Annotated in this window: 19 protein-coding genes; 7 read left to right on the top strand and 12 right to left on the bottom strand. The window is 63.7% G+C overall.

Annotated features, from left to right (window positions below):
- Nucleotides 1–379: hypothetical protein (locus DES52_RS23310; protein ID WP_211317927.1), on the bottom strand; the 379-nt coding region annotated here is incomplete at its 3' end.
- A gap of 162 nt (nucleotides 380–541) precedes the next feature.
- Between DES52_RS23310 and DES52_RS13800 the strand changes: the two genes are divergently transcribed.
- Complete coding sequence (locus DES52_RS13800) at nucleotides 542–772, top strand: hypothetical protein (protein WP_110887400.1); 231 nt, start codon at nucleotides 542–544, stop codon at nucleotides 770–772.
- A gap of 102 nt (nucleotides 773–874) precedes the next feature.
- Here DES52_RS13800 and DES52_RS13795 read toward each other — a convergent pair whose 3' ends face one another.
- Complete coding sequence (locus tag DES52_RS13795) at nucleotides 875–2,011, bottom strand: acyltransferase family protein (protein ID WP_110887399.1); 1,137 nt, start codon at nucleotides 2,009–2,011, stop codon at nucleotides 875–877.
- 792 nt (nucleotides 2,012–2,803) lie between these two features.
- Here DES52_RS13795 and DES52_RS13790 point away from each other — a divergent pair.
- A complete protein-coding gene (locus tag DES52_RS13790; RefSeq protein ID WP_146237298.1) occupies nucleotides 2,804–3,319 on the top strand; it encodes a hypothetical protein in 516 nt (171 codons plus the stop codon).
- Nucleotides 3,320–3,390: 71 nt separating this feature from the next.
- On the opposite strand, the gene DES52_RS13785 is transcribed toward DES52_RS13790, so the two are convergent.
- The 4 genes from DES52_RS13785 to DES52_RS13770 all read right to left on the bottom strand — a co-directional run bounded on the left by DES52_RS13785 (nucleotide 3,391) and on the right by DES52_RS13770 (nucleotide 9,289).
- Nucleotides 3,391–4,821, bottom strand: a complete 1,431-nt coding sequence (locus DES52_RS13785; RefSeq protein ID WP_110887397.1) for a hypothetical protein — start codon at nucleotides 4,819–4,821, stop codon at nucleotides 3,391–3,393.
- A gap of 2 nt (nucleotides 4,822–4,823) precedes the next feature.
- Nucleotides 4,824–5,489 (bottom strand): hypothetical protein, encoded by a 666-nt coding sequence (locus DES52_RS13780; protein ID WP_110887396.1) that lies wholly within the window; start codon nucleotides 5,487–5,489, stop codon nucleotides 4,824–4,826.
- A gap of 80 nt (nucleotides 5,490–5,569) precedes the next feature.
- On the bottom strand, nucleotides 5,570–7,870 hold the full coding sequence (locus tag DES52_RS13775) for a LuxR C-terminal-related transcriptional regulator (RefSeq protein ID WP_110887395.1): 2,301 nt from the start codon (nucleotides 7,868–7,870) through the stop codon (nucleotides 5,570–5,572).
- 750 nt (nucleotides 7,871–8,620) lie between these two features.
- Complete coding sequence (locus tag DES52_RS13770; RefSeq protein WP_146237297.1) at nucleotides 8,621–9,289, bottom strand: hypothetical protein; 669 nt, start codon at nucleotides 9,287–9,289, stop codon at nucleotides 8,621–8,623.
- Nucleotides 9,290–9,353: 64 nt separating this feature from the next.
- Between DES52_RS13770 and DES52_RS13765 the strand changes: the two genes are divergently transcribed.
- Nucleotides 9,354–10,097: an SDR family NAD(P)-dependent oxidoreductase gene (locus tag DES52_RS13765; protein WP_110887393.1), complete on the top strand. Its 744-nt coding sequence runs from the start codon at nucleotides 9,354–9,356 to the stop codon at nucleotides 10,095–10,097.
- An 818-nt stretch (nucleotides 10,098–10,915) separates the two neighbouring features.
- Nucleotides 10,916–11,455 carry a hypothetical protein gene (locus DES52_RS13760; protein ID WP_110887392.1) on the top strand — a complete coding sequence of 180 codons (540 nt, stop codon included), beginning with the start codon at nucleotides 10,916–10,918 and terminating at the stop codon, nucleotides 11,453–11,455.
- Nucleotides 11,456–11,977: 522 nt separating this feature from the next.
- On the opposite strand, the gene DES52_RS13755 is transcribed toward DES52_RS13760, so the two are convergent.
- From DES52_RS13755 to DES52_RS13725, 6 genes are all read right to left on the bottom strand, one after another.
- Nucleotides 11,978–12,580 carry a peroxidase-related enzyme gene (locus DES52_RS13755; RefSeq protein ID WP_110887391.1) on the bottom strand — a complete coding sequence of 201 codons (603 nt, stop codon included), beginning with the start codon at nucleotides 12,578–12,580 and terminating at the stop codon, nucleotides 11,978–11,980.
- Nucleotides 12,577–14,493, bottom strand: a complete 1,917-nt coding sequence (locus DES52_RS13750; protein WP_110887390.1) for an acetate--CoA ligase — start codon at nucleotides 14,491–14,493, stop codon at nucleotides 12,577–12,579. Before DES52_RS13750 ends, DES52_RS13755 begins: the two co-directional genes overlap by 4 nt.
- Before the next feature lie 551 nt (nucleotides 14,494–15,044).
- Nucleotides 15,045–15,929 carry a S41 family peptidase gene (locus tag DES52_RS13745; protein WP_110887389.1) on the bottom strand — a complete coding sequence of 295 codons (885 nt, stop codon included), beginning with the start codon at nucleotides 15,927–15,929 and terminating at the stop codon, nucleotides 15,045–15,047.
- Between the two features lie 62 nt (nucleotides 15,930–15,991).
- The gene (locus DES52_RS13740; protein ID WP_110887388.1) at nucleotides 15,992–16,381 is read right to left on the bottom strand and encodes an ArsR/SmtB family transcription factor; all 390 of its coding nucleotides are present in this window, start codon (nucleotides 16,379–16,381) and stop codon (nucleotides 15,992–15,994) included.
- A complete protein-coding gene (locus DES52_RS13735) occupies nucleotides 16,378–18,513 on the bottom strand; it encodes a heavy metal translocating P-type ATPase (protein ID WP_110887387.1) in 2,136 nt (711 codons plus the stop codon). The genes DES52_RS13740 and DES52_RS13735 overlap by 4 nt, the downstream gene beginning before the upstream one ends.
- A 528-nt stretch (nucleotides 18,514–19,041) precedes the next feature.
- Nucleotides 19,042–20,058, bottom strand: coding sequence for a glycoside hydrolase family 113 protein (locus tag DES52_RS13725; protein WP_110887385.1), 1,017 nt, complete (start codon nucleotides 20,056–20,058; stop codon nucleotides 19,042–19,044).
- Between the two features lie 85 nt (nucleotides 20,059–20,143).
- Between DES52_RS13725 and DES52_RS13720 the strand changes: the two genes are divergently transcribed.
- From DES52_RS13720 to DES52_RS13710, 3 genes are all read left to right on the top strand, one after another.
- Nucleotides 20,144–20,740 (top strand): TetR/AcrR family transcriptional regulator, encoded by a 597-nt coding sequence (locus DES52_RS13720; protein WP_110887384.1) that lies wholly within the window; start codon nucleotides 20,144–20,146, stop codon nucleotides 20,738–20,740.
- A gap of 138 nt (nucleotides 20,741–20,878) precedes the next feature.
- The gene (locus DES52_RS13715) at nucleotides 20,879–21,820 is read left to right on the top strand and encodes a glycoside hydrolase family 43 protein (protein ID WP_110887383.1); all 942 of its coding nucleotides are present in this window, start codon (nucleotides 20,879–20,881) and stop codon (nucleotides 21,818–21,820) included.
- A gap of 206 nt (nucleotides 21,821–22,026) precedes the next feature.
- Nucleotides 22,027–22,278, top strand: coding sequence for a helix-turn-helix domain-containing protein (locus DES52_RS13710; protein WP_110887382.1), 252 nt, complete (start codon nucleotides 22,027–22,029; stop codon nucleotides 22,276–22,278).
- Nucleotides 22,279–22,280: the final 2 nt, after the last annotated feature.

The raw sequence follows: 22,280 nt of genomic DNA, 5'->3' as shown, positions 1-22,280 counted from the left end.
GCAGGGGGTGAATCAACGCCCAGAGTTCGTCACTGACAAGAGGCTTGGGCATACCCAAGCCTCGCAACTCAATCTGAGGTTTTGTTAGGCGGTCTAAGCGCTTCGCGCCGAGTTCCGTCAACGCCCGCGTCAGGCGAGCGGGCTGCAGGTCGGCGCGCGTGTTTTGGTTGTGCACGAAGCGGCGTAAGCGGCGCTCGGCGTGTTCGGTGCACGTTGTTCGAGGCGCGGCCCGCGCAATCTGTGACAAGCGCAACCCACCCGAGGCGAGGATGCCGTGAGTGAGGGCGGAGAAGCCGTCGAAGAGACGGCGGTCACGGAATAAGGGTCGGTAGGCGGACAGGTGGCGCGACAACGCGCCGATGGGCACGTGAGGCTTCATGCCTCACTATGCACACTTTTGTCCGCGTTCCAGTGCATGGAGTTGACCCACTGCGCATACGACGCTATCTTGAAGTTATCAGCGGCCAGGAATGGCCGCTTTCTTCTTTGCCTCGCTCGGCGTTTTTCCCGGCGTTCAGGTACACCCCCTAGCGTTGCACGCGTGCTCGTCATCACTCCGCTATCGCGTCGATCCAATCCGCCCGGCTTCAACTTTCACGTTCACGAGGATCACTTCGACCTTGCGCACGTCCATATTCACGAAGACGGCACGGCGCGCGTGAGCTTCCTCGAACCGCCCACGCGCGCCTTCACCGTCACCCTGGGCGAGCGCACGCCCGAGGAGGTGCGTGACTTCCTCGCGCCCATCCTCGTAAAGCTTCTCAGCTCGTAAATGAATGGGCGCGATTCAAGTTCGGCCGATACCTCCAAAGGAAACCCTCAGCTCGACGAGCTGAGGGTTATGAATCGCTGTGCTGCTGAGAAAGACAGGAACCTATTTCTCTGCACCTCTGAGAAGCACACGGCTCGGGCGTCGTGGCAGCCACGCGCCCTCCCGGTCTCGCAGCCATCGACGCGCAGGATCCTCCACAAAGCGGAAGGTGGCGAGCGACGCCACGGTCACGATGGCTAGCATCCCCCAGAAGAACACAGGCGCGGGCAGGTCTCGTCCCGGCAACATCTTCTGCACTGTTGCCGCCCACTCCCAAAGTGGCGAGTGCAGGATGTAAAAGGCGTAACTTGCCTCGCCCAAGCGAATGAACAGTTTGCTGGACAAACGATCAGCGATCCACGTGCGTCCACTCGCCAACCCGACGATAAGTGCCGCGAACGCCAAAATCACGATGGGGCTCAAGGCGTTGCGATGTCCTAGTGGACCGAGCGTCATCACGATCAAAATGACGGCCAAACTGTTGAGCGTGAACGCAGACGAGAGACGAGTGGACTTGAGGTGCTGCAGGAACACGCGTCCCGTAGCAATGCCGACCATGAACTCCGGAAGGCGAAGGGCGGGCGTGTAGTACATCCAGTCGCTCAAGGTGCCTTGCGCGACTTCCGGAGCCAACAGCAGCAGCAGGCCGGGAATGGCCGAAACGAGGAGCGCGCCGAGCGTGACGGCGAGCAAACGACGCGTGGACAATCGGAGGAGAAATGTGGCGAGCACGGGGAATGTCAGGTAGAAGAAGGCTTCGACGGATACGCTCCACGCAGGGCAATTCCATACGCATGCGGTTGCTGGCGTCCACGCTTGCAACCCGAGCACTTCCAGCATTCCGACGCCCACCACGCTTAGAGCACCTGAAATGCCGCCGTGATGCAGATAGCCTTGCATGAGGGAGAGCGGGGCGCTCAGGAGGAAAGCGAGGAGGAACACGGGGTACAAGCGTGCGAAGCGTGCCCAATAGAATCTTGAGCGGTTGAGGTTGTTCGACGTGCCGCTCGGGAAGTACGTGTACGTAAGGATGAAGCCACTGAGGACAAAGAAGAGGGTCACGCCGAGATGGCCCATTCGGGTAATGTTGTGCAGCCACGTCGGAGTGTGTTGCATGACGCTCCCGCCGAAGTGAAAGAAGAACACGAGGAGTGCGGCGATAAAGCGCACTCCGGTCAAAGCGTCCAAGCGACGTCGCATGAAGGTATGTTAAACCTTATGGTGCATTGGTCAGGTGAATTTCTTGCCTGACTGCTTAGCGAACAGCGATGCGTGCAAAACGCAATTTAAAAAGGACGACCCGAAGCGAGCACGATATCTTTCGCGACTCACCGTGATTTCGGCGAGCCAGTAGTCGATGATGAAGTTGTGCGCGCCGTACTCGGCGCGATATGAAGGACTGGGAGCAACACTGTCAAGGTTTGCGGAGGTTTCGAGCGCGACGTGACAACACCTGACGCGCATGGTCCGCGATCCTGTTTCGCTGCCGACACCTTCATTTCTTCAGTGCTGAAACTTCCAGGAACCGCCCGCGCAACCTGACACTTTCACGCACTCTCTGCCGAGCTGCCCGGCGTACCTAGGCTTCCCTAAGATCGGCCCGCGTGGTGAGCACCCCCCAGCGTTGACCGGTGAAACAGACAAAACAGACACCATAAAAAAGGGGCGTCATTACCTGACGCGCCCGCGTGCCAAGTGATCGGTTGACAATTAGCAACCTCTCCCCCGAAAGCGGGAATGTTGCACCTCACGCCCCGTGCGCGCCACGATCACGCGCTTTCCTCGCGTGGCATGTCGAATCGTTGCGAGGGCCAACCCGTATCCACCAGGCGCGCCCGTGGGCACTTGTGCGTACCAATGAATGACGAAACGCCGCGCATTCCCTCGAAGGCATCACACACCCCGCAGTGCCCGTCGCCGGGCGATCCTGTGCGTTTGTCCCTGTTGACTTTTGTTGACTGTCGAGGAAAACGCCGATGGTACGGTAGCGGCATGGCAACCCCACGCACGCCTACTATTCGAGGCGCTTACAACCTCTATGGATGGATGATATGTGTGCTCTTCCCGGCAGTGACGCTGCCACTGCTTGCCTATCTTATCGTTATTGTTATTAAAAATGACTCGATCACCAGCCTAGACGATTTGCTTCAATTTATACTTGTTCTCTTACTTCTCTTACTCACTCAATCGATGTTTGTGAATTACAACATTAAAATTGTCGATGGCCGTATTTACTATGGCAGCATCTTCTTCAAGCTCCAACTCAGCACAAAAGGCATTCGTCGCATCGGACTGACTTACGTCTACAACGCGGGTTCGGCGCTCTCTATAATACGTGAGCGCGCATCCCTCAAACAGATTTTGCGAGGTCAACCCATACTAGGATTCTTCCGTAACCAAGAGACGTTGCTAGAGGCAATCCTCGAAGTTATTCGTCAGGACAGCCCCGAAGCCGTAGCCGCGTTCCTTGAGGAGCAGGCGCGAGCTTCAAGAGGTCGTAGACGATAATCGAAGGAAAAAAGCCGTGCTGAGACGACCTTAGCGCGGCTTTGCTATGCGGAAGTACCTGTTCAGAATTGCTAAGGTTCGCGCGGCTCGAGCGTCACAAGGTCCGCGACCTCCACGCGTTGTCCGCACCACTCGTGAATGATGCCTGCCACGATCTCGAGCGTGTGGAAGTCCAAGCAGCGTACGTCCCCACGAAGAAAGCGGTACACCGTGCCAGGGTCGATGCTGCCCGTACTCAGGCCGCTCGTCGCTACTTGGTACGCGCTCAGGTCCAAGTCATCCAGCAAGCCGCGCGCCGTGACACGCCCCCGGTACGCCCTCGGCTTGTCGCCTTCCCACGCTCGAAGCACCTTCACTCTCACGACGCACCGCCCAGCGAACTTACGAAAAGTCGAAAACGCCGATGAACACGAGGCTGAGCACCCGTAAAGGGGGTGGAAGTTTGCCGAACCTTTCCATGTTTTTCGCTTCGCTTCACCGCCCGGCGTGCCGTGCAACTCCAGTCGCGCCAACGGTGCCGCGCGGCCCGCCCTGCGTTCCTGCATCGCTTCGAGTTCATGCATCGCCCTGTACAACTGCCGTTCGAGGTGCGTTTCGTACCGCTGAAGCTTGTCCAGGGCCGCTTCGCTGGGGATGCTCACGGCTTGCACGCCCCGCGTCACGAGCTGCTCGCCCCGCAGGGCCAACGCGAGGATCGTTTCACCTTTACGCCGCGTGGCGCTGCCTTTCGTCGCGGCGACCATCACGAGACTCTCCGCCGTCGAACCCTTCAAGCTCAGCGCGAACGACAAGGTACGCTCGAGCATCTCGTGTGACCACACCAGCTCATAGTCTTCCAGCGCGGCGAGGTCATCACTCGAAGGAACCGCACCCATCGCTGCCGTGACGTACTTCTTCGGTTTGAGGCCGCGCTCCTTGAAGTACCCCTGAAAGAAGAACCCGACGTTCGAACGATCCTCGTCGCTCATGCCTTCAGGGAGCTTCCCGCGTGACAAGGCCAAGAGCAGTTCCCCTTCCCGAAGGAACTCTTCGGCATTCGCCCGCACGTCCTCGAGCATGTCAGGGGCGAGGACGTGCGCGGGCGTCTTGTGCTCCAACGCCGCCAGGTGTCCGCGCACCTCAACCGGGCTGAGGGTCGGCACCGGGGCCATGAGCGCGGGGGCTTTCTCGTACAACTCCAGCAACGTGCGTTGCTCGTCGAACTCGTCGACGAGCGAACGTCCACCGTACCGGGCGCGCACCTCGGCGTCCTCGGCGCTCGCTTCGAGTTGCCACGCTTCCCACCGCTCGAGGCGAGCCAAGCGCCAGAGATTCAAGGCGATGCGGGCCACGAGGCGCTCTTCGAGGTAGCCCACGGGAGACAGGGAAGCTGTGATGCCTTCGAGGTGTTCCTCGTAAGCTTCCCGCTCAAAGTCGGGCACGCTGTCCGACAGAGCGCCGTGCGTGCCAGCGCTGAGGGTGCGGCCGTCGAGGCGTTCGACGGTTTGTTTCGCATTTTCCATGTTCACGCGTCCTCGTCGAAGGCGCGAACGTCCAAAGTCGCCGGGCGAACGTGCGGACGAAACTCGAGGCGTGCCGCGAACTCGAAGCCCGCGACGGGCCAGAGTTCGAGGTGCGTCACGTCCGACAGGGCCGCGTGCCCTTCCCCCGCAGCGCTGCTCAACACGAGGCGCAAACGTTCCCGCCAAGCGTTGACGGCGTGCGCCTCGTTCGTGCTCGGCATCGGCCCGGCGTGCCGTTCCACAATTCCAGCGGCCAGGGCGAGCGCCCGCCCTCGTTCCTCATGCGCCAGGGCATGCAACGCGAGGCACTCACTCATGACCGCGTGAATGCGCGAATCGAGTTCCCCAAGCAACCAGCGCTGCCGGGCTTGGATGCGCGCGTGCCGCCGTGTGGCCGTGGCGATCTGCGAGAAGTGCGTCTTTTCTTGCTCGGCGCGTTCACGCTTCACGAGGCGTTTCACCTCGGCGTGATGCTGCTCGAACATCCCTCTCGCCGTGCCAAGCTGTCCCTCAGCGTCCATGAGCGCCTGGTACGAAGCGCGGCCCGCGCCGACTTTCCGTAGAAGGTCATCCACACGCTGCGCGTGCTCGTTCACGATGCGCTCGAGTTTCGGGGTGTCTCGCTTGAGGGCGGTCAGGTCGGCGTGCAAAGTGTCCGGTGTCTTCATGCCTCGATTGTCGGTAAGGACGCGGGGGAATGCTGCTGAGCGCGCGAAAACTGCGTGTTGTGCATGACGTAGGGTGAGTACTACAGCTTTTCAATGCCTCGCTTGTACGGTGCTCTCTCCATAACCCATCGAGCGAGTTCCGTTCGATTGCGCAAGCCGAGCTTCGACAAAATGTTCGACACGTGTTTGCTTGCCGTCGCCGAACTGATGTTCAACAGCTTCGCGATCTTGCGGTCCGGGTGTCCCGCCGCGACAAGCTCGAGCACCTGCACTTCCCGAGCCGTCAATCCATGCGTTCCACCTTGTGGAACTGCCTGTGAGCGTTGGGCTGAAGGCGCCCCTTGTTCCTGCTCGGCGATGAACGCATCGGCGTTCATGAGAGCCTCCTCGGGCGTCCAACGCTCGCCGACCTGCCATGCCCGCTCGAAGTCCTCGGCAGGCAAGGCAGCTTTGAGCGCTTCGAGGGCCTGTAGATGCCACGGGTTGACCATGCTCAGCTTCACTTCGCTCTTTCCAAATGCCGCGAAGCTCACCGCGAGAAGGGGCTGTCGTTCGGCCATGACCTGCATGAACCCCCAAGGCGCGTTGCTGGCAGCATGACCATGATCGATCGTGTGCCGCAACGCCACTTGATACTCCAACGCGGCTTCCCGCCACCGACCGAGATGCACCAAAACGTCTCCTATCAACCCTCGGTGGCTGGTAGCACGGATGTCCCCTGCGCGTTCCAAACGATCAACAGCCCGGGTGGCCCGCTCGAGAGCCGCTTCGTACTGTCTCAGCGCCATCAAATGCCAGACCGAGTTGAGGGTCACCACCGCGTACACCATTCGGGCTTCGGCACTGGGCATCGTATGAGGGTCGTGTGCTTCGAACCAGTCGATCACCTGCTGCGTGAGCTGCAAGGCCTCCTCGTACTTCCCGGAGTAGTACAAGGAAATGGACAGGCCATTTTTGGACCAAGCGCGCTCCTCGTCCGTTCCATGCACTTCACTGAGCGCTTGGTGTTCGCGCATGCACGCTTCCATGGCTGGAATGTCACCCAAGCCCTGCAAGTTGTCCGCCTGGATCAACAAAACGGGCATCCGGAGGTGCTCCAACCCAGCGCTTGGCAGCCTCAAGGCAGCTTCGGTCAGCGCACGACCTTCCGCGTGCCTCGCGGACATAAGCCAAAATCGGTTCATTCCATCGATGTACCGGAGGGTGCCTTCGGCATGGCCTCGCTCGGTCATCCACGTCAGGCCCGCGCGCATGTTGGCGTAATCGGGTAGGTACAACTCGCGCGCTCTCGGGTGGGGTCCTTGGTAGCCTTGGCGCATGTCGTCGAGGACATGCAAGTAGTACCGTGCGTGCCGTTCACGCCACGCTTCGCCCTGCGGATGACGCGCGAGGTGCTCCAACGCCAGTTCTCGTAGGGGCTGCAGCATCTTCCATCGCGTCACGGCTGCATCCGCCCGCAGCAAGAAGCTCTGCTCGAGAAGGTGTTCCACACGGTTCAAGACATCCTCGTCACCCCACACGGCCATGAGCGCCTCAGGGGTGAAGCTCCCTTCGAAAACTGCGCAACATGCGAACACCTCCTGGTCCTCCTCGCCCAGCAAGTCGTAACTCCACTGCACCGCCGCCCGCAATGACCGCAATCGCTCAGGGCGATCTCGGAAGTCCGCTCTGAGCACGTGCAAAGGGTGGTCGAGTTGCGCGAGCAGGTCGGGCAGCGAGAACGTCCGTAACCTCGAAGCGGCCAGTTCGATCGCGAGCGGGACGCCTTCGAGGCGAGTAACGATGCTCGCCACGAGTGGACGCGCCGTGTCGTTCAACTCGAAGGTCGCGTTCACTTGCCGGACACGCTGTACGAACAACTGCTCTGCGGCGCTGTCCGCCATCCTTCCCGCCGCGTCAGGAAGGGTGAGCGGAGTGACTTCCACTTCGTGCTCGGCGTGCACGCGCAACGTCACGCGACTCGTCACGAGGACGTGCAGCGTCGTCGTCGCGTCGAGCAGCCTCATGACGTCCACGGCAGCCTCGACGACTTGCTCGAAGTTATCGAGGATCAGGAGGACGCGTTGATCCTCGGCGAACATGACAAGGCGCTGCAGGGCGTCAGCGCGACGTTCGCTGTTGGAGAGGTGCGCGGCGAGGACGTCGAGGACGCGGCGCGGGTCACGCTCGGCGGTGAGGTCCACGAACAGGACGCGGTCGTACGCGCCTTGCAAAGTGCGCGCGAGGTGCGCGGCGAGAGTGGTCTTGCCGATGCCGCCGGGACCACGCAGGGTGACGAGGCGTGCGCCGCTCTGGAGGAGCTTCTTGACGCGCTCGACGTCCTCGGTCCGGCCGAGGGGGACGGAAGGGTGAGCGTGAACGTCCGGCGCGGCGGTGTTCATTCCTCAGTGTACGAGCCGAGGGCCGCGCGAGGGTGAAGGTGCGAGGAGCTGGCATCGTTGATGCTACTTGCAGCTCTCAACTGACCCACAACGCCTCCTTCTTCGGCTGCTCTCTACAAGTACGGCCACGTTACTTCGTTCATGCTTCATAGCACCCCCGTCATGCTCTTAAAACCACTACCACCTCATGCATGGAGTTGACTCATGGCGCATAGCACGCTATCTTGTCCATATCAGCGCCTCGAAAGGGCGCTTTTTTCGTTTGCTCGAAGCCCCACTCCGAATACGTACGGCCCTGTTGTACGTGCTTCAACATTGCGCGCTTGTGAGGCAGCGTTTTTCCCGGCGTTCACCTTCCCCGCTAGCGTGGCGCGCGTGCTGGCCGTCACGCCGCTCTCTCGTCGATCCAATCCGCTTGGCTTCGACTTCCACGTTCGCGGATCGCTTCGAGCTCGCGCACGTCCACATTCACGAAGACGGACGAGTGCGCGTGAGCTTCCTCGAGCCGCCCACGCGCGCCTTCAGCGTGACTTCGACGAGGGGCCACCATAACGAGCGTGTCACCCTTGGCAAAGTGACTCACGAGTGCTTCGGCGTCACATCTGTTCGGCGGAATATGCAGCCAAGGCGCGCAAGCCCAGACCACAACGCAGGCTGAGATCCTCCTGCACGCGTAGTCCCTGCCGCGCCCTGTGCGGTGCCCTCCATCGAATCCCAACCTAATGCTCGCGCCGAGTATCTTGCGTAATCTCACTCTGGCCGTACGGGAGCGAGCGCGAGGCGCACACTGTAGAGTTGGCCGCCCCTTCGTCCCCCGTACTTCTCGGCCAGCGTCAACAACTCCCGTTGCAAGTCCTTAGCGCTTTCGTGATCGAGGTCCGTGAAGGCGAACGTATACGCGATGGCGGGCGCGGCCGGATGCAGCAAGTCGAGTTCGTCCTGCGGTCCGAACGCAAAATCGGCTCCCAACGACCCGTCCGCTCGGCGAAACACCCGCTTGCCGACCGTGTGGTGCCCACGTGAAGCACCCCACGCGAGCGCCTCTTTTGACACGGACAGCGCCAAGCTCTCTTCGCGCCGCGCGAACTCCGCGACGAACCACGATTCGAACGACTCGAACTCCGTCGCGCCGTACGGAATGAAAAAGCCGTCCGCCACTGTTCGGTAGAACTTCACCGCACGCCCCGCGCGAGGCTCTTGGCGCGTGATGCACAGCAACCCCACGCGCAGGAAACGCCGAACGCGCGCGAGGACTCGATCAAGGTTCTCGCCGAGGTCGTGCGCCGCGTCGCGCGCGCTACGCTCGCGCCCCAAAAATGGTTCCAGGAATCGCCGTGCGTCAGGGTCAGCGAGGACGCGTGCAGCGTTCGCGTCCTTCACCACCATCCAGTCCGCTCTACCGGTAAGAGGGTCTGTCACGACCGGTAGCCTACCGCGATCCTGAAAGCGTGACCAGTTCGTTTTCCCTCAAACAGAGGTCGCCATAAATACGCGCGGCCACACGGTCCTGATCACCGGCGGCACTTCCGGCATCGGCTTTGCGCTCGCCCGCGCCTTTCATGCGCGCGACAACGATGTCGTGCTGCTTGGACGCGACACGATCAAATTACGCCGGGCCGCCGAAAGGCTGAACGACGCGCGCATCATCTCATGCGACGTCGGCGATTCCGCCGCCCTCGTCAGCCTCACCGCCGAACTCGCTCGGCACCGCCCGAGCATCCTAATCAACAACGCCGCCGTGCAACTCAACTACGATTTCACAACCACGCCCCTTGACCGGGTGCTGAGCGACGTGGACGCCGAAATTCGCGTGAACTTCACCGGGCTCGTGCAACTCACCGCGCTCACGCTGCCCTTTTTGCAGCGCCACTCCGGCGGAGCGATTGTAAACGTCACGTCGGGCCTCGCATTCGCCCCGAAAAAGAGCGCGGCTGTGTACAGCGCCACCAAAGCCGCTGTACGTACCTTCTCGAAAGCGTTGCGCTACCAAGTGCAAGACGCCCGCTTGCCCCTGCTCGTCGTAGACGCCGTGCTGCCCCTCGTGGACACCCCGATGACAAGCGGGCGCGGAGACGGGCACAAGGTCAGCGCGGACTTCGTCGCCAACGCCATTTTGAAGGGACTTGAGCGTGACCGCACGGATGTCCACGTTGGGTTCGCCCGTCCCTTCGCCGTGCTGCACCGCCTCGCCCCACGCTTTGCCGAACGCCTCTTGCGGGACGGTTGACCAAGGAGAAGCCTATGAACTTAAAGAACTCGCTTGAAGACGTGCCCGCTCTTGTGATATCGGGCACGGGCGCGGTGTCACGCCGTGGTATGCGCACGGCGGGCGTGAATCTCACTGGGGTCATCTGGCTTGGCAGCGCCTTGACCTGAGCGGCTGAGCCCGAACGTCGACGTGCGAAGCAAGGTGGCGATCGGCGGCAAGAGGCCAGCGCATTCTCAAGGATTTACTTTGCCGCTGGTGACACGCTCGATAGGTTAGACCCGTCGAGGTGCGTGACCTTCTCGCACCCATCCTCGTGAAACTCCTCAGGGACGATCCTTCGCTCGTCGAAGCGCTCGAGCCTGCTAAGTGTTGCTAAGGTTCTGAGCGCGGCCTGACAAAGCCTGATCTGCTCACGGTGGCTTGCTTACGCGTTCCAGATGCGCGTCGAACCTCATAAAGCGTGGACTTCCTGGATGAGCTGACATGTCTTCTCAAGTTCCCGCTGCCACTCTTCTTTCTGCAAGTAAAGTCGCCGCAAGATGCACCGACGTCCACGCCGCCCTCCTGATGAAAGCGTGAAACGCCGAGGTAAAGCGACGATCTACCGCTGGCGCATTTCCTTGGGATTGCAGGGGAAAGCGTGAACGCCTCTCGAAAAGCTCGTCGCTTGCCGTGTCGTCCAACGCTCCGCGCTTGCTCGGTGTGAAACGACCGAGCTTCCCTATAGTGACGTCATGGCCACTGCTGATTCGCGTCGACGACGCGTCCTTGACGATTCTACGGCCGCTGCCCTGCTCGCGCGCCAAGATGAACTACAACGCGAAGCGAAACATGTCGTGAACGACCTGCAACTGCCCGAGCGGCTGGGGCTTCTCGGTACCTTCGAGCGGATCGGCAGTTCGGTGTCCGGTTTGATGGTCTGGCCAGACGTGGACGTCATGGTGAGGACCGAGCACGTTCACGTCGCGGATATCATGACGGCGATGGCGCCGGTGATGGCGTCGCGAGGCATCCGAGAAGTGCTGTACCGCGATGAAACGGGAGAACGGAGTCCTTCCGGCAAGCCGGGCGACGAACGGCATTACTTCGTGCTGCGCTACGCCGCGGCGACCGGTCGACTGTGGAAAGTTGACGTGACCTTCTGGTGCTCGCCGATCCTCCGGCCGCACCGAGCGGATGCTGAGCACTTGGCGCGCGAGATGACTTCGGCGCAGCGGTTAGCGGTGCTGTGGATCAAGAGTGTGTGGTGCGAGCGGCCCGAGTACCCGGAGGACGTGGGAGGCATGGACGTGTATGAAGCCGTGCTGCATCACGGAGTGATGTCGCTTGAGGACTTCGAGCGCTTTTTGGCACGGCGAGATGACGCGAGGCCCTGACCGTTCAATCAGCTCACCTTAAAGCAAAGGGGACGGCGAATTAGTCCGCCGTCCCCTTTGCCTTGGTGATGGCTCTTGCGCTTCTCAAAGCCAATTCGATCCGTCCGGTGCGCTTGACCCCACTCGAAACGCCATGAGCGTGTTCGTCAAAAGTGCCGGGTGTCGCGCTATTCACTCACGCGACCCGCCCGCCATGGAGTTCACGGCCGAGCGGACGTTCACCCCACCTTTGCGCAATCCTGCCAGGGCCAGCAGGGGCACCGGCGTGTGCTGCAAGTCCACCGGCACGCGCGAAGGCTGCCGGGACGTACGCGACAACTCCAGCATCGCGTCGCCGAGCTTGCTCTTGCGCCCCGAAGCTTGATCTACCAGCGTCGAGTACCGCCCCGCCGCACCTTGAGCCCGACGTCTCCGCGGTCCTCGGCGTCGGCCGCGTGATTCTCGGAACTACGAACGGTTCGGTCGACGGGAATGCCGAGGTGCCGTGGGCTCCGCTCGAGGGACGGTCGTCCCTCCCAATGATTACTCGCGCGGTTCTTCTGCCACTTCCACCTTCTGCGCGTCACGACCGAGCTGAAAATACTCCTCGTTCGGCACGAAGCCCAGCGCGCTGCTGATGCGGTTGGTGGCGTTGAACATCGCCACCACTTGCGTGAGTTCCAGAATGGCATGGTCGTCCAAGCCTACCGCGCGCAACGCCTCGAGGTCTGCCGGGCTCCTCCCGTCCGGGTGGAGGGTAAGGGCCGCGGCGAAATCCAGCATGGCGCGCTGCCGAAGCGTGAGGTCCGCCTGACGGTAATCGATGGCAAGCGTATCCGCGAGCTTCGCGTCGCCGCTCAGGACGCGGACGGCCGACGCGTGCGACACGAGGCAGTACACGCAGCGATTCAAGCTGCTCACCACCGTCGCGACCATTTCGCGCTCCAACGGCGGCAGCCACCCTTCCTTGTTCATCAGCAGGTCGTAGTACTTCCACCACGCCCAGAACTGCGCGGCGTTCAGCGCCTGCGCGCGAAACACGTTCGGGGTGAACCCCAAGTTCGCTTGCGCCTTGCGCCACAACGCGGCGATTTCCGGCGTCACGTCCGCTTCGGTGGGAACGGCCAGGTAAGAGAGGCGCTTCACGCGTCACCTCCCGAGATTCGTGACCGTACCACGTCGATCGCGTCGGGATTCTCCAAGCTGGTGAGGTCCCCCCTCACTTCACCCAGGACGAGCAAATCACGCAGCAACCGGCGCATGATCTTGCCGCTGCGCGTGCGCGGCACGGTGGGTGTCACGATCACTCGGGCGGGGCGAGCGATGGGACCGACGCCACGCACAATCGCGTCGCCCAGTTCCGCTTCCAGCGCGGAACCAAGCTCGACGTCTCCGCGCGGCACCACGAACGCCACGGGCACCGAGCCTTTCAGCTCGTCGGGCTGAGCCACCACGGCCGCCTCGCTCACGGCGGGATGGGTGATCAGGGCCGCTTCCATCTCCATGGTGCCGATGCGGTGCCCAGCGACGTTCATCACGTCGTCGAGGCGGCCCGTGACCCACAGCAGACCATCCTGATCCACCAGGGCCGCGTCGCTCGCGGCGTAACTGCCGGGAAAGTCCGAAAGGTACGTCTGCACGTACCGCTCGTGGTCGCCCCACACGGTGCGCGCCAGGCAGGGGAAGGGCTCGGTGAGCGTCAAGGCGCCCAACTCGCCAGGGCGCGCTTCACTTCCGTCGTCGCGCACCACCCGCGCGCGGTAGCCAGGCAGAGGCTGACCGCAACTGCCGGGCCGAGTTCCCGTGACGCCGACCATACTGCTCGCCCACGCCGTCCCGGTTTCCGTCTGCCCGTAGGTGTTGTTGACGAACACGCGGCCCGCACCGAGCTTCCCCTGCGTCCAGTGCCACGTTTCCGGATCGAGCGGCTCGCCGACCAAGCTGATGAGGGTGAGGCCGCTGAGGTCATGGCCCGCCAGGGGCGCGTCCCCGGCGCGGCGCAGCATCCGCAGCGCCGTCGGCGCGGTGAAGACTTTCGTCACGCCGTACCCTTCGATCACTTCGTACGGCCTGGCGGGCGTGGGCGTGTCGATGCCGCCCTCGTAGATCACGTGGGTGGCGCCGTGCGCCAAACCGCCGACCAACGCGAAGATCGGAAAGGTCAGCCAGCCCACGTCGGCCGTGCACCAGTACACGTCGTCACTTCGCAAGTTCAGCGACCACTTCACGTTGGCGTACGCGCCCGCGAGGAATCCCAGGCCCGCGTGCACCAGCCCTTTGGGTTTGGAGGTCGTGCCCGAGGTGTAGATGATGAACCCCGGCTCGTTCGCCTCCAAGTCCACGGGAGGGGCGCGGCGGGTTGTTCGGTCAAGCAGCGTGTGGAAATCATGCTCGCCTTCGCGCAATTCGTACGCTCGGTCCACTCGCCGCGCCACGATGACATGCGCGACGTCCAGGCCCAGCATCGCTTCGTCCAGCGTGGCTTTGAGAGGCACGGTCTTGCCGCGGCGCACGGTGGCGTCGGTGCAGACCACCACCTTGGGCTGGGCGTCCACGAGGCGGTCGCGCACGGCGGACGCGCTGAAGCCGGCGAAGATCACCGAGTAGATCGCGCCGAGGCGGTAACAGGCGTGAATCGCGATAAACGCTTCCGGGACGTTCCCGAGGTAGATCGCGACTCGGTCGCCCTTCGCGACGCCGAGTTCCTGCAGGGCCGCCGCGAACCGCGCGGTCGCGTCGGTGAGTTGACCGTACGTCCACGTTTCGCGCAGGCTGTCTTCGCGCTCGTACAGCAGGGCGGTGCGCTCGGGCGGATGTCGGTCCAGGCAGTTCACGCTGACGTTCCCGGTCGCGCCCGGATAGTACCGAAAGTCACCCAGGATGCCCTCTACGGCCACGGTCGGAGGCGTCACCCAGGTCAGTTCCCGTGCCATTTCCAACCAGTACGCACTCGGGTCGAGGGCCAGCAGGCGGGCGGCTTCCTCATCGGAGACCGGCGCGGTCGCACGGAGAGGAAGGGTCGGCAGGGCCAGGGGTTGCTCGAGCAGCGATTTCTCCATGAATGACCTCCGGAACACGGCAAGACGAGGAAGCGAACAGCAACATACTGAACGAGGGCCCTCCATCCAGGGGCAGTGCGTGCCGACAGTGCAACTCGTATGGCCGAGGGCAGAGCGGCTCAGGTGAACTTCAAGTCGTGCCGCGCCCCCTCGAGAGAGTCGTGATGCACGCGGTGGAGGAGACGAAGAGGAGGGCCGCGCGATCGACGGTATGACCTTCGGCGTGCTCCTGGGAGGCGGTCGGCACCGGAACTCGTCGTTTTGGTGGTCGATGGCCCGCCGCTTCTCGAGGCGTAGGAGTGCTGTCAGGCGAGCCTTCGTGCACGAATGAAGTGGGCGACCGGTCGAACGAACCGCGCCTCGACCCGCCTGGCGCGGCGCTTTCCGGATAGGTCGGGCAACAAGTCGAATCCCTCATCCCCACGAACCATTTATGCGCGGATCATCCGTCCGCGTCTATACCTGTGAACCAACAATAAGGCGACGCCGTGCTGAAGTTTGAGTGCCAGCGACGAGAAGCGAATGGCCGGACGTTCGAACGTCGCTTGCATTCACATCCAAGGAATGCGCACACGATCCCGCGGCACGAAGATGGACAGGCGCGTTCCCTGACGCTCCACGAGCAACGTCACCCGTTCGCCCGGCGCGCCCGGCGCGAGGATGCCCGAGGCGTCCACCACGACTTCATCGATGTACAACGCGCCGACCTTCACGATCTTGTCCCCGAGTCGCACGCCCGCACGACGCGCGTTCTCCCCGAGCCGCGTCACGCGGTTGCCCTCTCCGAACGTGAGGTCGAGGGCGCCCACCTCGCCGTACCGAAACCACCGTATCGTGGCGGGCAGGGCGGCGCTGCTCACGTCGAAGTTCGGCAAGCCACCCACCAAGCCCGTCGCGCGAGAGCGCACCCAGTTCCAACCGGCGTCTAGGTTCACGTTCCACTTCTCGACTCGACCCGACGGGCACACGACCTGACCGGTGAGCTTCGCCGCTCGATCCGCGTACACGAGTCGCGCGTTCACGTCCCCGACGCGGGGCGGCAGGACGTTCGATGAAAGCTGTTCGATTCGACCGAGGTGCGTTTTTGCCTCGTGCAAGGCCACGTTGAACTGCTGCGCGCGAGCGCTCGGAGGCGTGAGACGCACTTCGTCACGGCACGTCGATTCCGCGCCTGCCACGCGCAACGCTTCTTTGGCGGGCAGCAGAAAGTGCGTGACGTCCTCGTCGAGCGTCACTTGGAAGCGACCGTTCGCGTCGACGAGGGAGCCGCTCGTCAGGTTGTACGGCCCGAAGGGCGTGTCGACTTCGAGCAGGGCGAGCAGGTTCCGCTCTCCGTCCCAGTCGGAGATGACGCCGTTGAGAGACAGTGGGGCGGTCGCCGCGGACGCCGAGAACGGCGTCAGCACAAGCGCGACGAGCAGGAGACGACGCATCATGAACCTCCGGGGTGCCTTCAAAGCCATGCTTCGACTCCGCGTCTTTGGCGTGCCGTAATCCATCAGCGTTCGCGCTCTCGGGCGTGCTCGAGTGCGTTGCCGATCAGCAGGGTGACGTGATGATCCGCCAGTTGGTAGTAAACGCTGCGACCGACTTTCCTGGCCGTGACGAGGCGGTGCATCTTGAGCAGGCGAAGTTGGTGGCTCGTCGCGGATTCGCTGATGCCGACGACGAGTGACAGGTCGTGCACGCACAACTCCGTCGCGGCGAGCGCGGAAAGCATGCGCAGCCGCGTGGGGTCGGCGACGGCTTTGAGGAGGGCCGAGGCGTCCTCGACGCATCGTTCGTTCGGCACGACCTCGCGTGCTTGAGCGACCGCCTCGGGGTGCGTGCAGTGGGTGTCGCAAACTTCGAGCGTTTCGGCGGGCCGGACGTTCGTGACGTGTGTCATTCCGAGTTTCCTTTGAAGGCGAGCAGGCGCAGGGCGTTCGCGGTCACGAGGGCCGTCGCACCGGTATCCGAGAGGATCGCGGGCCACAACCCCGTGATGCCCAGGAGGGTCGTGACGAGGAACACGAGTTTGAGCCCGACGGCGAACACGATGTTCTGGGTGATGATGCCCCTCGTGGCGCGCGACAGGCGCACGAGTTCGGCGATTCCTTGAACGCTGGGGCGAAGCAGCGCGGCGTGCGCCGTTTCGAGGGCGACGTCCGTCCCGCCGCCCATGGCGATGCCGACGTCACTCGCGGCGAGCGCGGGCGCGTCGTTGATGCCGTCGCCGACCATCGCGACGCGCCCGTCACGCTTGAGGTGTTCCACGAGTCGCAGCTTGTCTTCCGGCAGAAGTTCGGCTTGCACGTCGAGGCCGAGCTCGGACGCGATGGCGGCTCCCGTGCGGACGTTGTCCCCGGTGAGCATCACGGGTCGCACGCCAAGACGCCGCAAGGCGGAGACGGTCGCTTTGGCGTCCGAGCGAGGTTCGTCTCGCAAGGCGATCAGGCCGAGCGGTTCGTGTTCACGCAGCAGTACCACGACCGTCTTTCCTCGCTCTTCGAGCGCGGACACGCGGGCGCGCACGTCGGGCGCGAGAAGCGCGTGCTCCTCGGCGTAGCGAGGCGAGCCGACCGCGTACGTCGCACCGTCGATCGTGGCAGCCACGGCTTTACCCGGAATGGCGTTCGCGTTCCGGGCGAGAGGCACGTCGAGGCCGAAGGCTCGGGTGACGATGGCGTTCGCGAGCGGGTGATTGCTGCCCGCCTCGACGCTCGCCGCCAAACGCAGGACGCTCGCTTCGGTCCCCGTCAGGGGCGTGACGTCCGTGACCTTCGGTTGTCCTTCGGTGAGCGTCCCGGTCTTGTCGAACGCGACGGTCTTGACGCGTCCGATCATTTCGAGGGCGGCGCCCCCCTTGAGGAGGAGGCCGCGCTTCGCACCGGCGGACACGGCGCTCGTGATGGCCGCAGGCACGGAGAGCACGAGGGCGCACGGGCAACCGATGAGGAGCAAGGCGATGCTTTTGTACGCCCAGTCGTGCCATTGACCTCCGAGGAGGGGCGGAACGAGGGCGGTCAGGGCGGCGATCAGGACGACGATGGGGGTGTACACGCGGGAGAAGCGGTCGATGAAACGCGCGACGGGCGCCTTGTTCGCTTCGGCTTGCTCCACGAGATGGATGATGCGCGCGATGGTGTTGTCCTTCGCGGCCTTCTCGACTCGGACGGTGAGGACGCCGTCGGTGTTGATGGACCCGGCGTAGACCGAGTCGCCGACCCGCTTGTGCACGGGGACGCTTTCGCCGGTGACAGGAGAGTCGTCGAGGTGGCTCGCGCCTTCCGTGATGATGCCGTCGGATGGAACGCGGTCGCCGGGGCGCACCTCGACGAGGTTCCCGACCTTGAGGGCATCGACGGGTAGCTCGAAAACTTTGCCTTTCTTGAGGACGCGCGCGGTTTTCGGTGCGAGTTGCGCGAGGGCTTTGATGCCGCTTCGAGCGCGGCCCACGGCGACGCCTTCGAGGAGCTCTCCGAGGGCGAAGAAGAACACGACGACGGCCGCTTCCGCCGCTTCGCCGATGACGAGGGCGCCGATGGCGGCGAGGGTGACGAGGGTGTTGATGGTCCACGGCTGGCCGACGCGCACACCCGCCCACGCTTTGCGGGCGAGGGGCAGGGTGCCGAGCGCGGTCGCGGCGATGTATCCCCAGGTGGCGAGGGCGGGTTCGATGAGGCTGAAGGTGAAGGCGAGCACGAGGAGGGCGCCGCTGGTGAGGACGAGTCGTCCTTGGCGTGTGGCGTGCCAAGAAGTCGCTTCATGCTCGTGGGGCTCTGCGTCGTCGTGATTCAACGGTTTCGGCGTGTGGCCGAGGCTATGCAGGATTTTTTCGAGGTGAGCGCGCGTCGTTTTCGTTTCGTCGAGGGTGAGGGTGAGGGTTTGCGTCGTGAGGCTCGTGCGAGCGTTTTGTGCGCCTGGGGTGTTCGCGAGAGCGCCCTCGATTTTGCGCACGCACGTCGGGCAGTCCATGCCTTCGACGAAGTACGTGAGGTCCACGGGCGTGGCGGAAGTGGGCGCGCTAACGCGAGTCATACCCCAATTTACCTGAGTGACTGCTCAGATGTAAAGGCATTTGTACAATTCGAGCACGCGAGCAGCACGGGCAGGCGTATCACGCGGTGCGCCTGCTCGACGCGTTCTCCCTTTCCTTCGAATGAACGCGAAAGCGCCAAAGCGGCGCGGCCGCCGACTTCTTCAACGGCTCCCATTCCGCCTGTCGTGAATCGAACGCGTACCGCACGAACGTCCGAACAGGTTAGGTCCGCGTCGAGCAGTACGTCACGACCGGTTGGAAGCCCCGTGAACTCTCCGGCGCATCCGATCGCACGGCCCGAGTTTCGTCACCCGAAGGCTTCTCGGAGAATTCAGACGTCGGCTCCGCGTACCTACTCGTGTCTTGCCGCGGTAACTCGACCATCATCCCCGTCGACGGAACGCCCTGTTCGACGATCACCAGCATGCTTCCTCGCCCTGCTTTCGTGGTGTCTCGGCACGTTGTCACTCCAGGAGGAACTCGCTTCTCTCGTACGGTCCTCCTCGGCCGGTGCAGGCGCCGAACCGTCAGGCGCCGCTTCGGTAAGCGTCGGCGAGGGCGTTGAAGCTCGCCTTGGGAGTCCATCTCGAATGGTCCGGCCGGTTCGGGGCAGGCGGGTGGACTTTCACGACGCCGAGACTCGCCAAGTCGAAGTCCACTCCTCCTGCCGGGCGGTGCGGCAAGTAGAAACAGGCGAAGGTGCACAAAAACGCGCTGTCCACGCCCGCCTCTTCGAAAGCGTCGACAAGTTCTGCGATGCAACGCGCTTGCTCCGCTTCGTCTCGCGCGTACTCCCCTTTGAGGCGGACCGCGTGTCCGTCTTCGTACTCCACGATGTCGGCGCCCAGGGCGCCCATGTCGGCCGCGCCATGGAAGGTGGCGCACCCGAACTCGGTGATCGCGAGCGGTTTCCCCATCGCCTTCATCGCGCGCAGGCCCGCGTGGAAGTGCGGGGCGCTCTCCTTGGTGCGGTACACGTCGTAAGCGGCGAAGTCGAAAGGGGTCCAGTCCACGCCTTCGAAGTGGATCGAGGCGTAGGTGACCGGGCCGCTGAAGCGCGTGCGCACGGCCTCCACGGCGCGGCGCAGGAAGGCGTTGATGCGCTTTGGCAGTTCGGGCAGGCCCGCGAGAATGCGCGGGTCTCGCGCGAGCAGTCCGCTCAGACGGGCGTCGGCGGTGTCACCGGGTAGAAAACCCGACGTGAACAGGCTCAGTTCCGCTCCGGTCACGAGGACGACACGCGCCCCCTCCCGGCGCAAGCGTTCGGCGCGGTTCGCGCAGTCGAGGAGGAGGTCGAGCAGCGCGTCTTGGTCGAGTTCGTACGTGAAGGGGGAGAACCAAACTTCGAGGCCGAGGGCGGCGGCATGCCGAGCGGCGAGATCGAGGCGCTCGGGAAGGGCGCCGGTGAGGCGGACGGCCGTACAGTGCAGGTCGTCTCGGATGACACGCAGGTCGTGTCGAACGGCGTCGAGATCGAAGGGCTCGTGGGTGGTGGTGACGCCGTTGAAAAAGCCCGTGTCGTAGGTGATCCCGTTGCCTCGCATTTTCCCTCCGAGTCAAGGTACTCTTAGTACCTTATTTCGGAGTATAGCCGCCTTCCGATCGGCTGTACAGTGGAACTCACTGCTCATGGCCGACCGTCCACCTCCCACCACCCGTCGCCGTGGTGCCGCCCTCGAAGGTGCCATCCTCCGCGCGGCGGCCGACGAGCTTCTTGCCCGGGGATACCCCGACTTCACGATGGACCGGGTCGCGCGACGCGCGGGCACCAACAAGAACGCCCTGTACCGCCGCTGGCCTCATCGCGTCGCCCTCGCCCTCGCCGCCTACCGTCTCCTCGCCGTCGAGCATTACACCCCGCCCGACACCGGCGACCTGCGTGAGGACATCCTCGCGGTGTTGCGCGGCGCGAACCGCCACTGGGCGTCGCCCCTCGGAGAAGTGCTGCGCGGTCTGCTCTCCGAGAACGCTCCCGAGGTTCTCGCGGAGATGCACGGCCAGGGGGCGGGAGGCAGCGCGGCCCTGTTCTTGCCCGTGCTGGAACGCGCCGTCGCGCGGGGCGAGGTGCGTCCGGACGCACTGAAGCCTCGGGTGGCGGGCGTGGCGCTCGCGCTCCTTCGCCACGAGTACCTTACCCGTGGAGTCACCGAGATTCCAGACGCCGTCTTGGTGGAGATCGTGGACGACGTCTACTTGCCGCTCGTGCGAACCTCGACGTCGGAGTGACGCGGTCGTGTGGATGGCGTGTCGGCAAAGGTTATCCAAGGAAGCCCGGAGAGCAAGAGGAGTCCAGCGCGAGAAGAATCCTCGAGAGGCGTGACCGACCGAGCGGGTGATCGCGACTTTTCAGGTACCGTACGGTCGATGACACGATCCGAGACAGGCGGCGGCTGGCTGTTCGCTTACTTCCGAGAAGTGCACGGAGGAACCGTGCTCGAGGAGTCCCTGCATTACGCGCTGAGCCGCGACGGACGCACCTTCACCGCGCTCGCCGGGAACACCCCGGTGTGGCAGGCGACGGTCGACGGACAATCGGTTCCGCTCCGCGACCCGTTCGTCGCGCGTGGTCTCGACGGCCGGTACCACCTGCTCGCCACGCGCGCCGTTCCCGCACAACGCCAGCCGGACGGACGGTACCATCGCATCGGCATGGGATTCGCCCCGCACTCCGGCCCGGCGGACCTGCTGCACGCCACGTCCGACGATCTGATCACGTGGCAGGACGTGAGCATCGCGCCCGTCCTGAGGGACGTGCCCGCCGCGAAGAACTTGTGGGCTCCGGAGTTCGTGCCCGACGCTCAGCACGGCGACCACCTCGTCATCTGGTCTTCGTCCGTCGGACCGAAGATGTGGTGGGACAAGGCCATCTGGTGTGCTCGCACGCGGGACTTCGTGACCTACACCGCCCCGAGGGTCCTGTTCGACCCGAACCTGAACGTGATCGACGCCCACATCGTGCCGCACGCGGACGGGTACTACCTGTTCTACAAGCCGGACTCGCACGACGACACGAAGCACGTGAACGTCGCCGTGAGCGCCAACCTCGACGGGCCGTACGAGACGGTGACCGTCGGTGCCACGCCGACCATCACCGAAGGACCGCACGTGGTGTGGCGCGACGACCTGCACGAGTGGTGGATGTACTACGACCACCCGTGGGAGAAACGGTACGGCCTTTCCACCTCGAAGGACCTTCGCTCGTGGACGCCGCTGGAAGGCGGGTCGTTTCCGGAGGACGCTCGACACGCGAGCGTCCTCCGGCTCACCGAGGAAGAGTACGAACGGCTCGCACGCGCCTGGGCGTGATGCCACGAACGACGGCTCCCTTCGGCGGTCCTCCCGGCGGAGCCCGCACGCCCTGCGCACTGATATCCGGGCGTCAGGTTTCGAGACCGTGACGGTTACATCACCGAGTCTGCTATCTGCTGGGAGGCGGCGTCGAGCGCGGGACGGCGAACTGTGAAGCCTGGCGCGCACTTTGCTTGCCTATTCTCGGAAAGGATGAGGGAGAGATGACTTGGGATGAGATCGAAGCGGCCACGCGCCAGAAGATACGCGCCCAACCCCGCGGTTACGCCACCCGCCTCGCCGAGAAGCTGGGCGTTTCTCGCGCTGCCGTCTCGCACATGGTTCGAGGAGAGCAAGCGATTCCTAGCGAGCGAATCGCCGACATCCTCGACACGCTCGGCCTCGAGCTTTGTATTGCCCCGAAAGGAACCAACGATCGCCTTCGCGCCGTCTTCCAAGACCCCGACCCCACCTGAAG

Source organism: Deinococcus yavapaiensis KR-236 (assembly GCF_003217515.1).
GTDB classification, from domain to species: domain Bacteria; phylum Deinococcota; class Deinococci; order Deinococcales; family Deinococcaceae; genus Deinococcus_A; species Deinococcus_A yavapaiensis.
The sequence above is the reverse complement of the archived record's forward strand: the minus strand, read 5'-3'. Positions and strand labels throughout refer to the sequence as shown.

What these genes read in the sequence shown, in the direction of transcription:
- DES52_RS13795 (WP_110887399.1), bottom strand. Translation starts at nt 2,011, where the DNA reads ATGCGACGTCGCTTGGACGCTTTGACCGGAGTGCGCTTTATCGCCGCA.
- DES52_RS13725 (WP_110887385.1), bottom strand. Translation starts at nt 20,058, where the DNA reads ATGCGAGGCAACGGGATCACCTACGACACGGGCTTTTTCAACGGCGTC.
- DES52_RS13735 (WP_110887387.1), bottom strand. Translation starts at nt 18,513, where the DNA reads ATGACTCGCGTTAGCGCGCCCACTTCCGCCACGCCCGTGGACCTCACG.
- DES52_RS13780 (WP_110887396.1), bottom strand. Translation starts at nt 5,489, where the DNA reads ATGAAGACACCGGACACTTTGCACGCCGACCTGACCGCCCTCAAGCGA.
- DES52_RS13775 (WP_110887395.1), bottom strand. Translation starts at nt 7,870, where the DNA reads ATGAACACCGCCGCGCCGGACGTTCACGCTCACCCTTCCGTCCCCCTC.
- DES52_RS13745 (WP_110887389.1), bottom strand. Translation starts at nt 15,929, where the DNA reads ATGATGCGTCGTCTCCTGCTCGTCGCGCTTGTGCTGACGCCGTTCTCG.
- DES52_RS13720 (WP_110887384.1), top strand. Translation starts at nt 20,144, where the DNA reads ATGGCCGACCGTCCACCTCCCACCACCCGTCGCCGTGGTGCCGCCCTC.
- DES52_RS13710 (WP_110887382.1), top strand. Translation starts at nt 22,027, where the DNA reads ATGACTTGGGATGAGATCGAAGCGGCCACGCGCCAGAAGATACGCGCC.
- DES52_RS13715 (WP_110887383.1), top strand. Translation starts at nt 20,879, where the DNA reads ATGACACGATCCGAGACAGGCGGCGGCTGGCTGTTCGCTTACTTCCGA.
- DES52_RS13785 (WP_110887397.1), bottom strand. Translation starts at nt 4,821, where the DNA reads ATGGAAAATGCGAAACAAACCGTCGAACGCCTCGACGGCCGCACCCTC.
- DES52_RS13750 (WP_110887390.1), bottom strand. Translation starts at nt 14,493, where the DNA reads ATGGAGAAATCGCTGCTCGAGCAACCCCTGGCCCTGCCGACCCTTCCT.
- DES52_RS13790 (WP_146237298.1), top strand. Translation starts at nt 2,804, where the DNA reads ATGGCAACCCCACGCACGCCTACTATTCGAGGCGCTTACAACCTCTAT.
- DES52_RS13740 (WP_110887388.1), bottom strand. Translation starts at nt 16,381, where the DNA reads ATGACACACGTCACGAACGTCCGGCCCGCCGAAACGCTCGAAGTTTGC.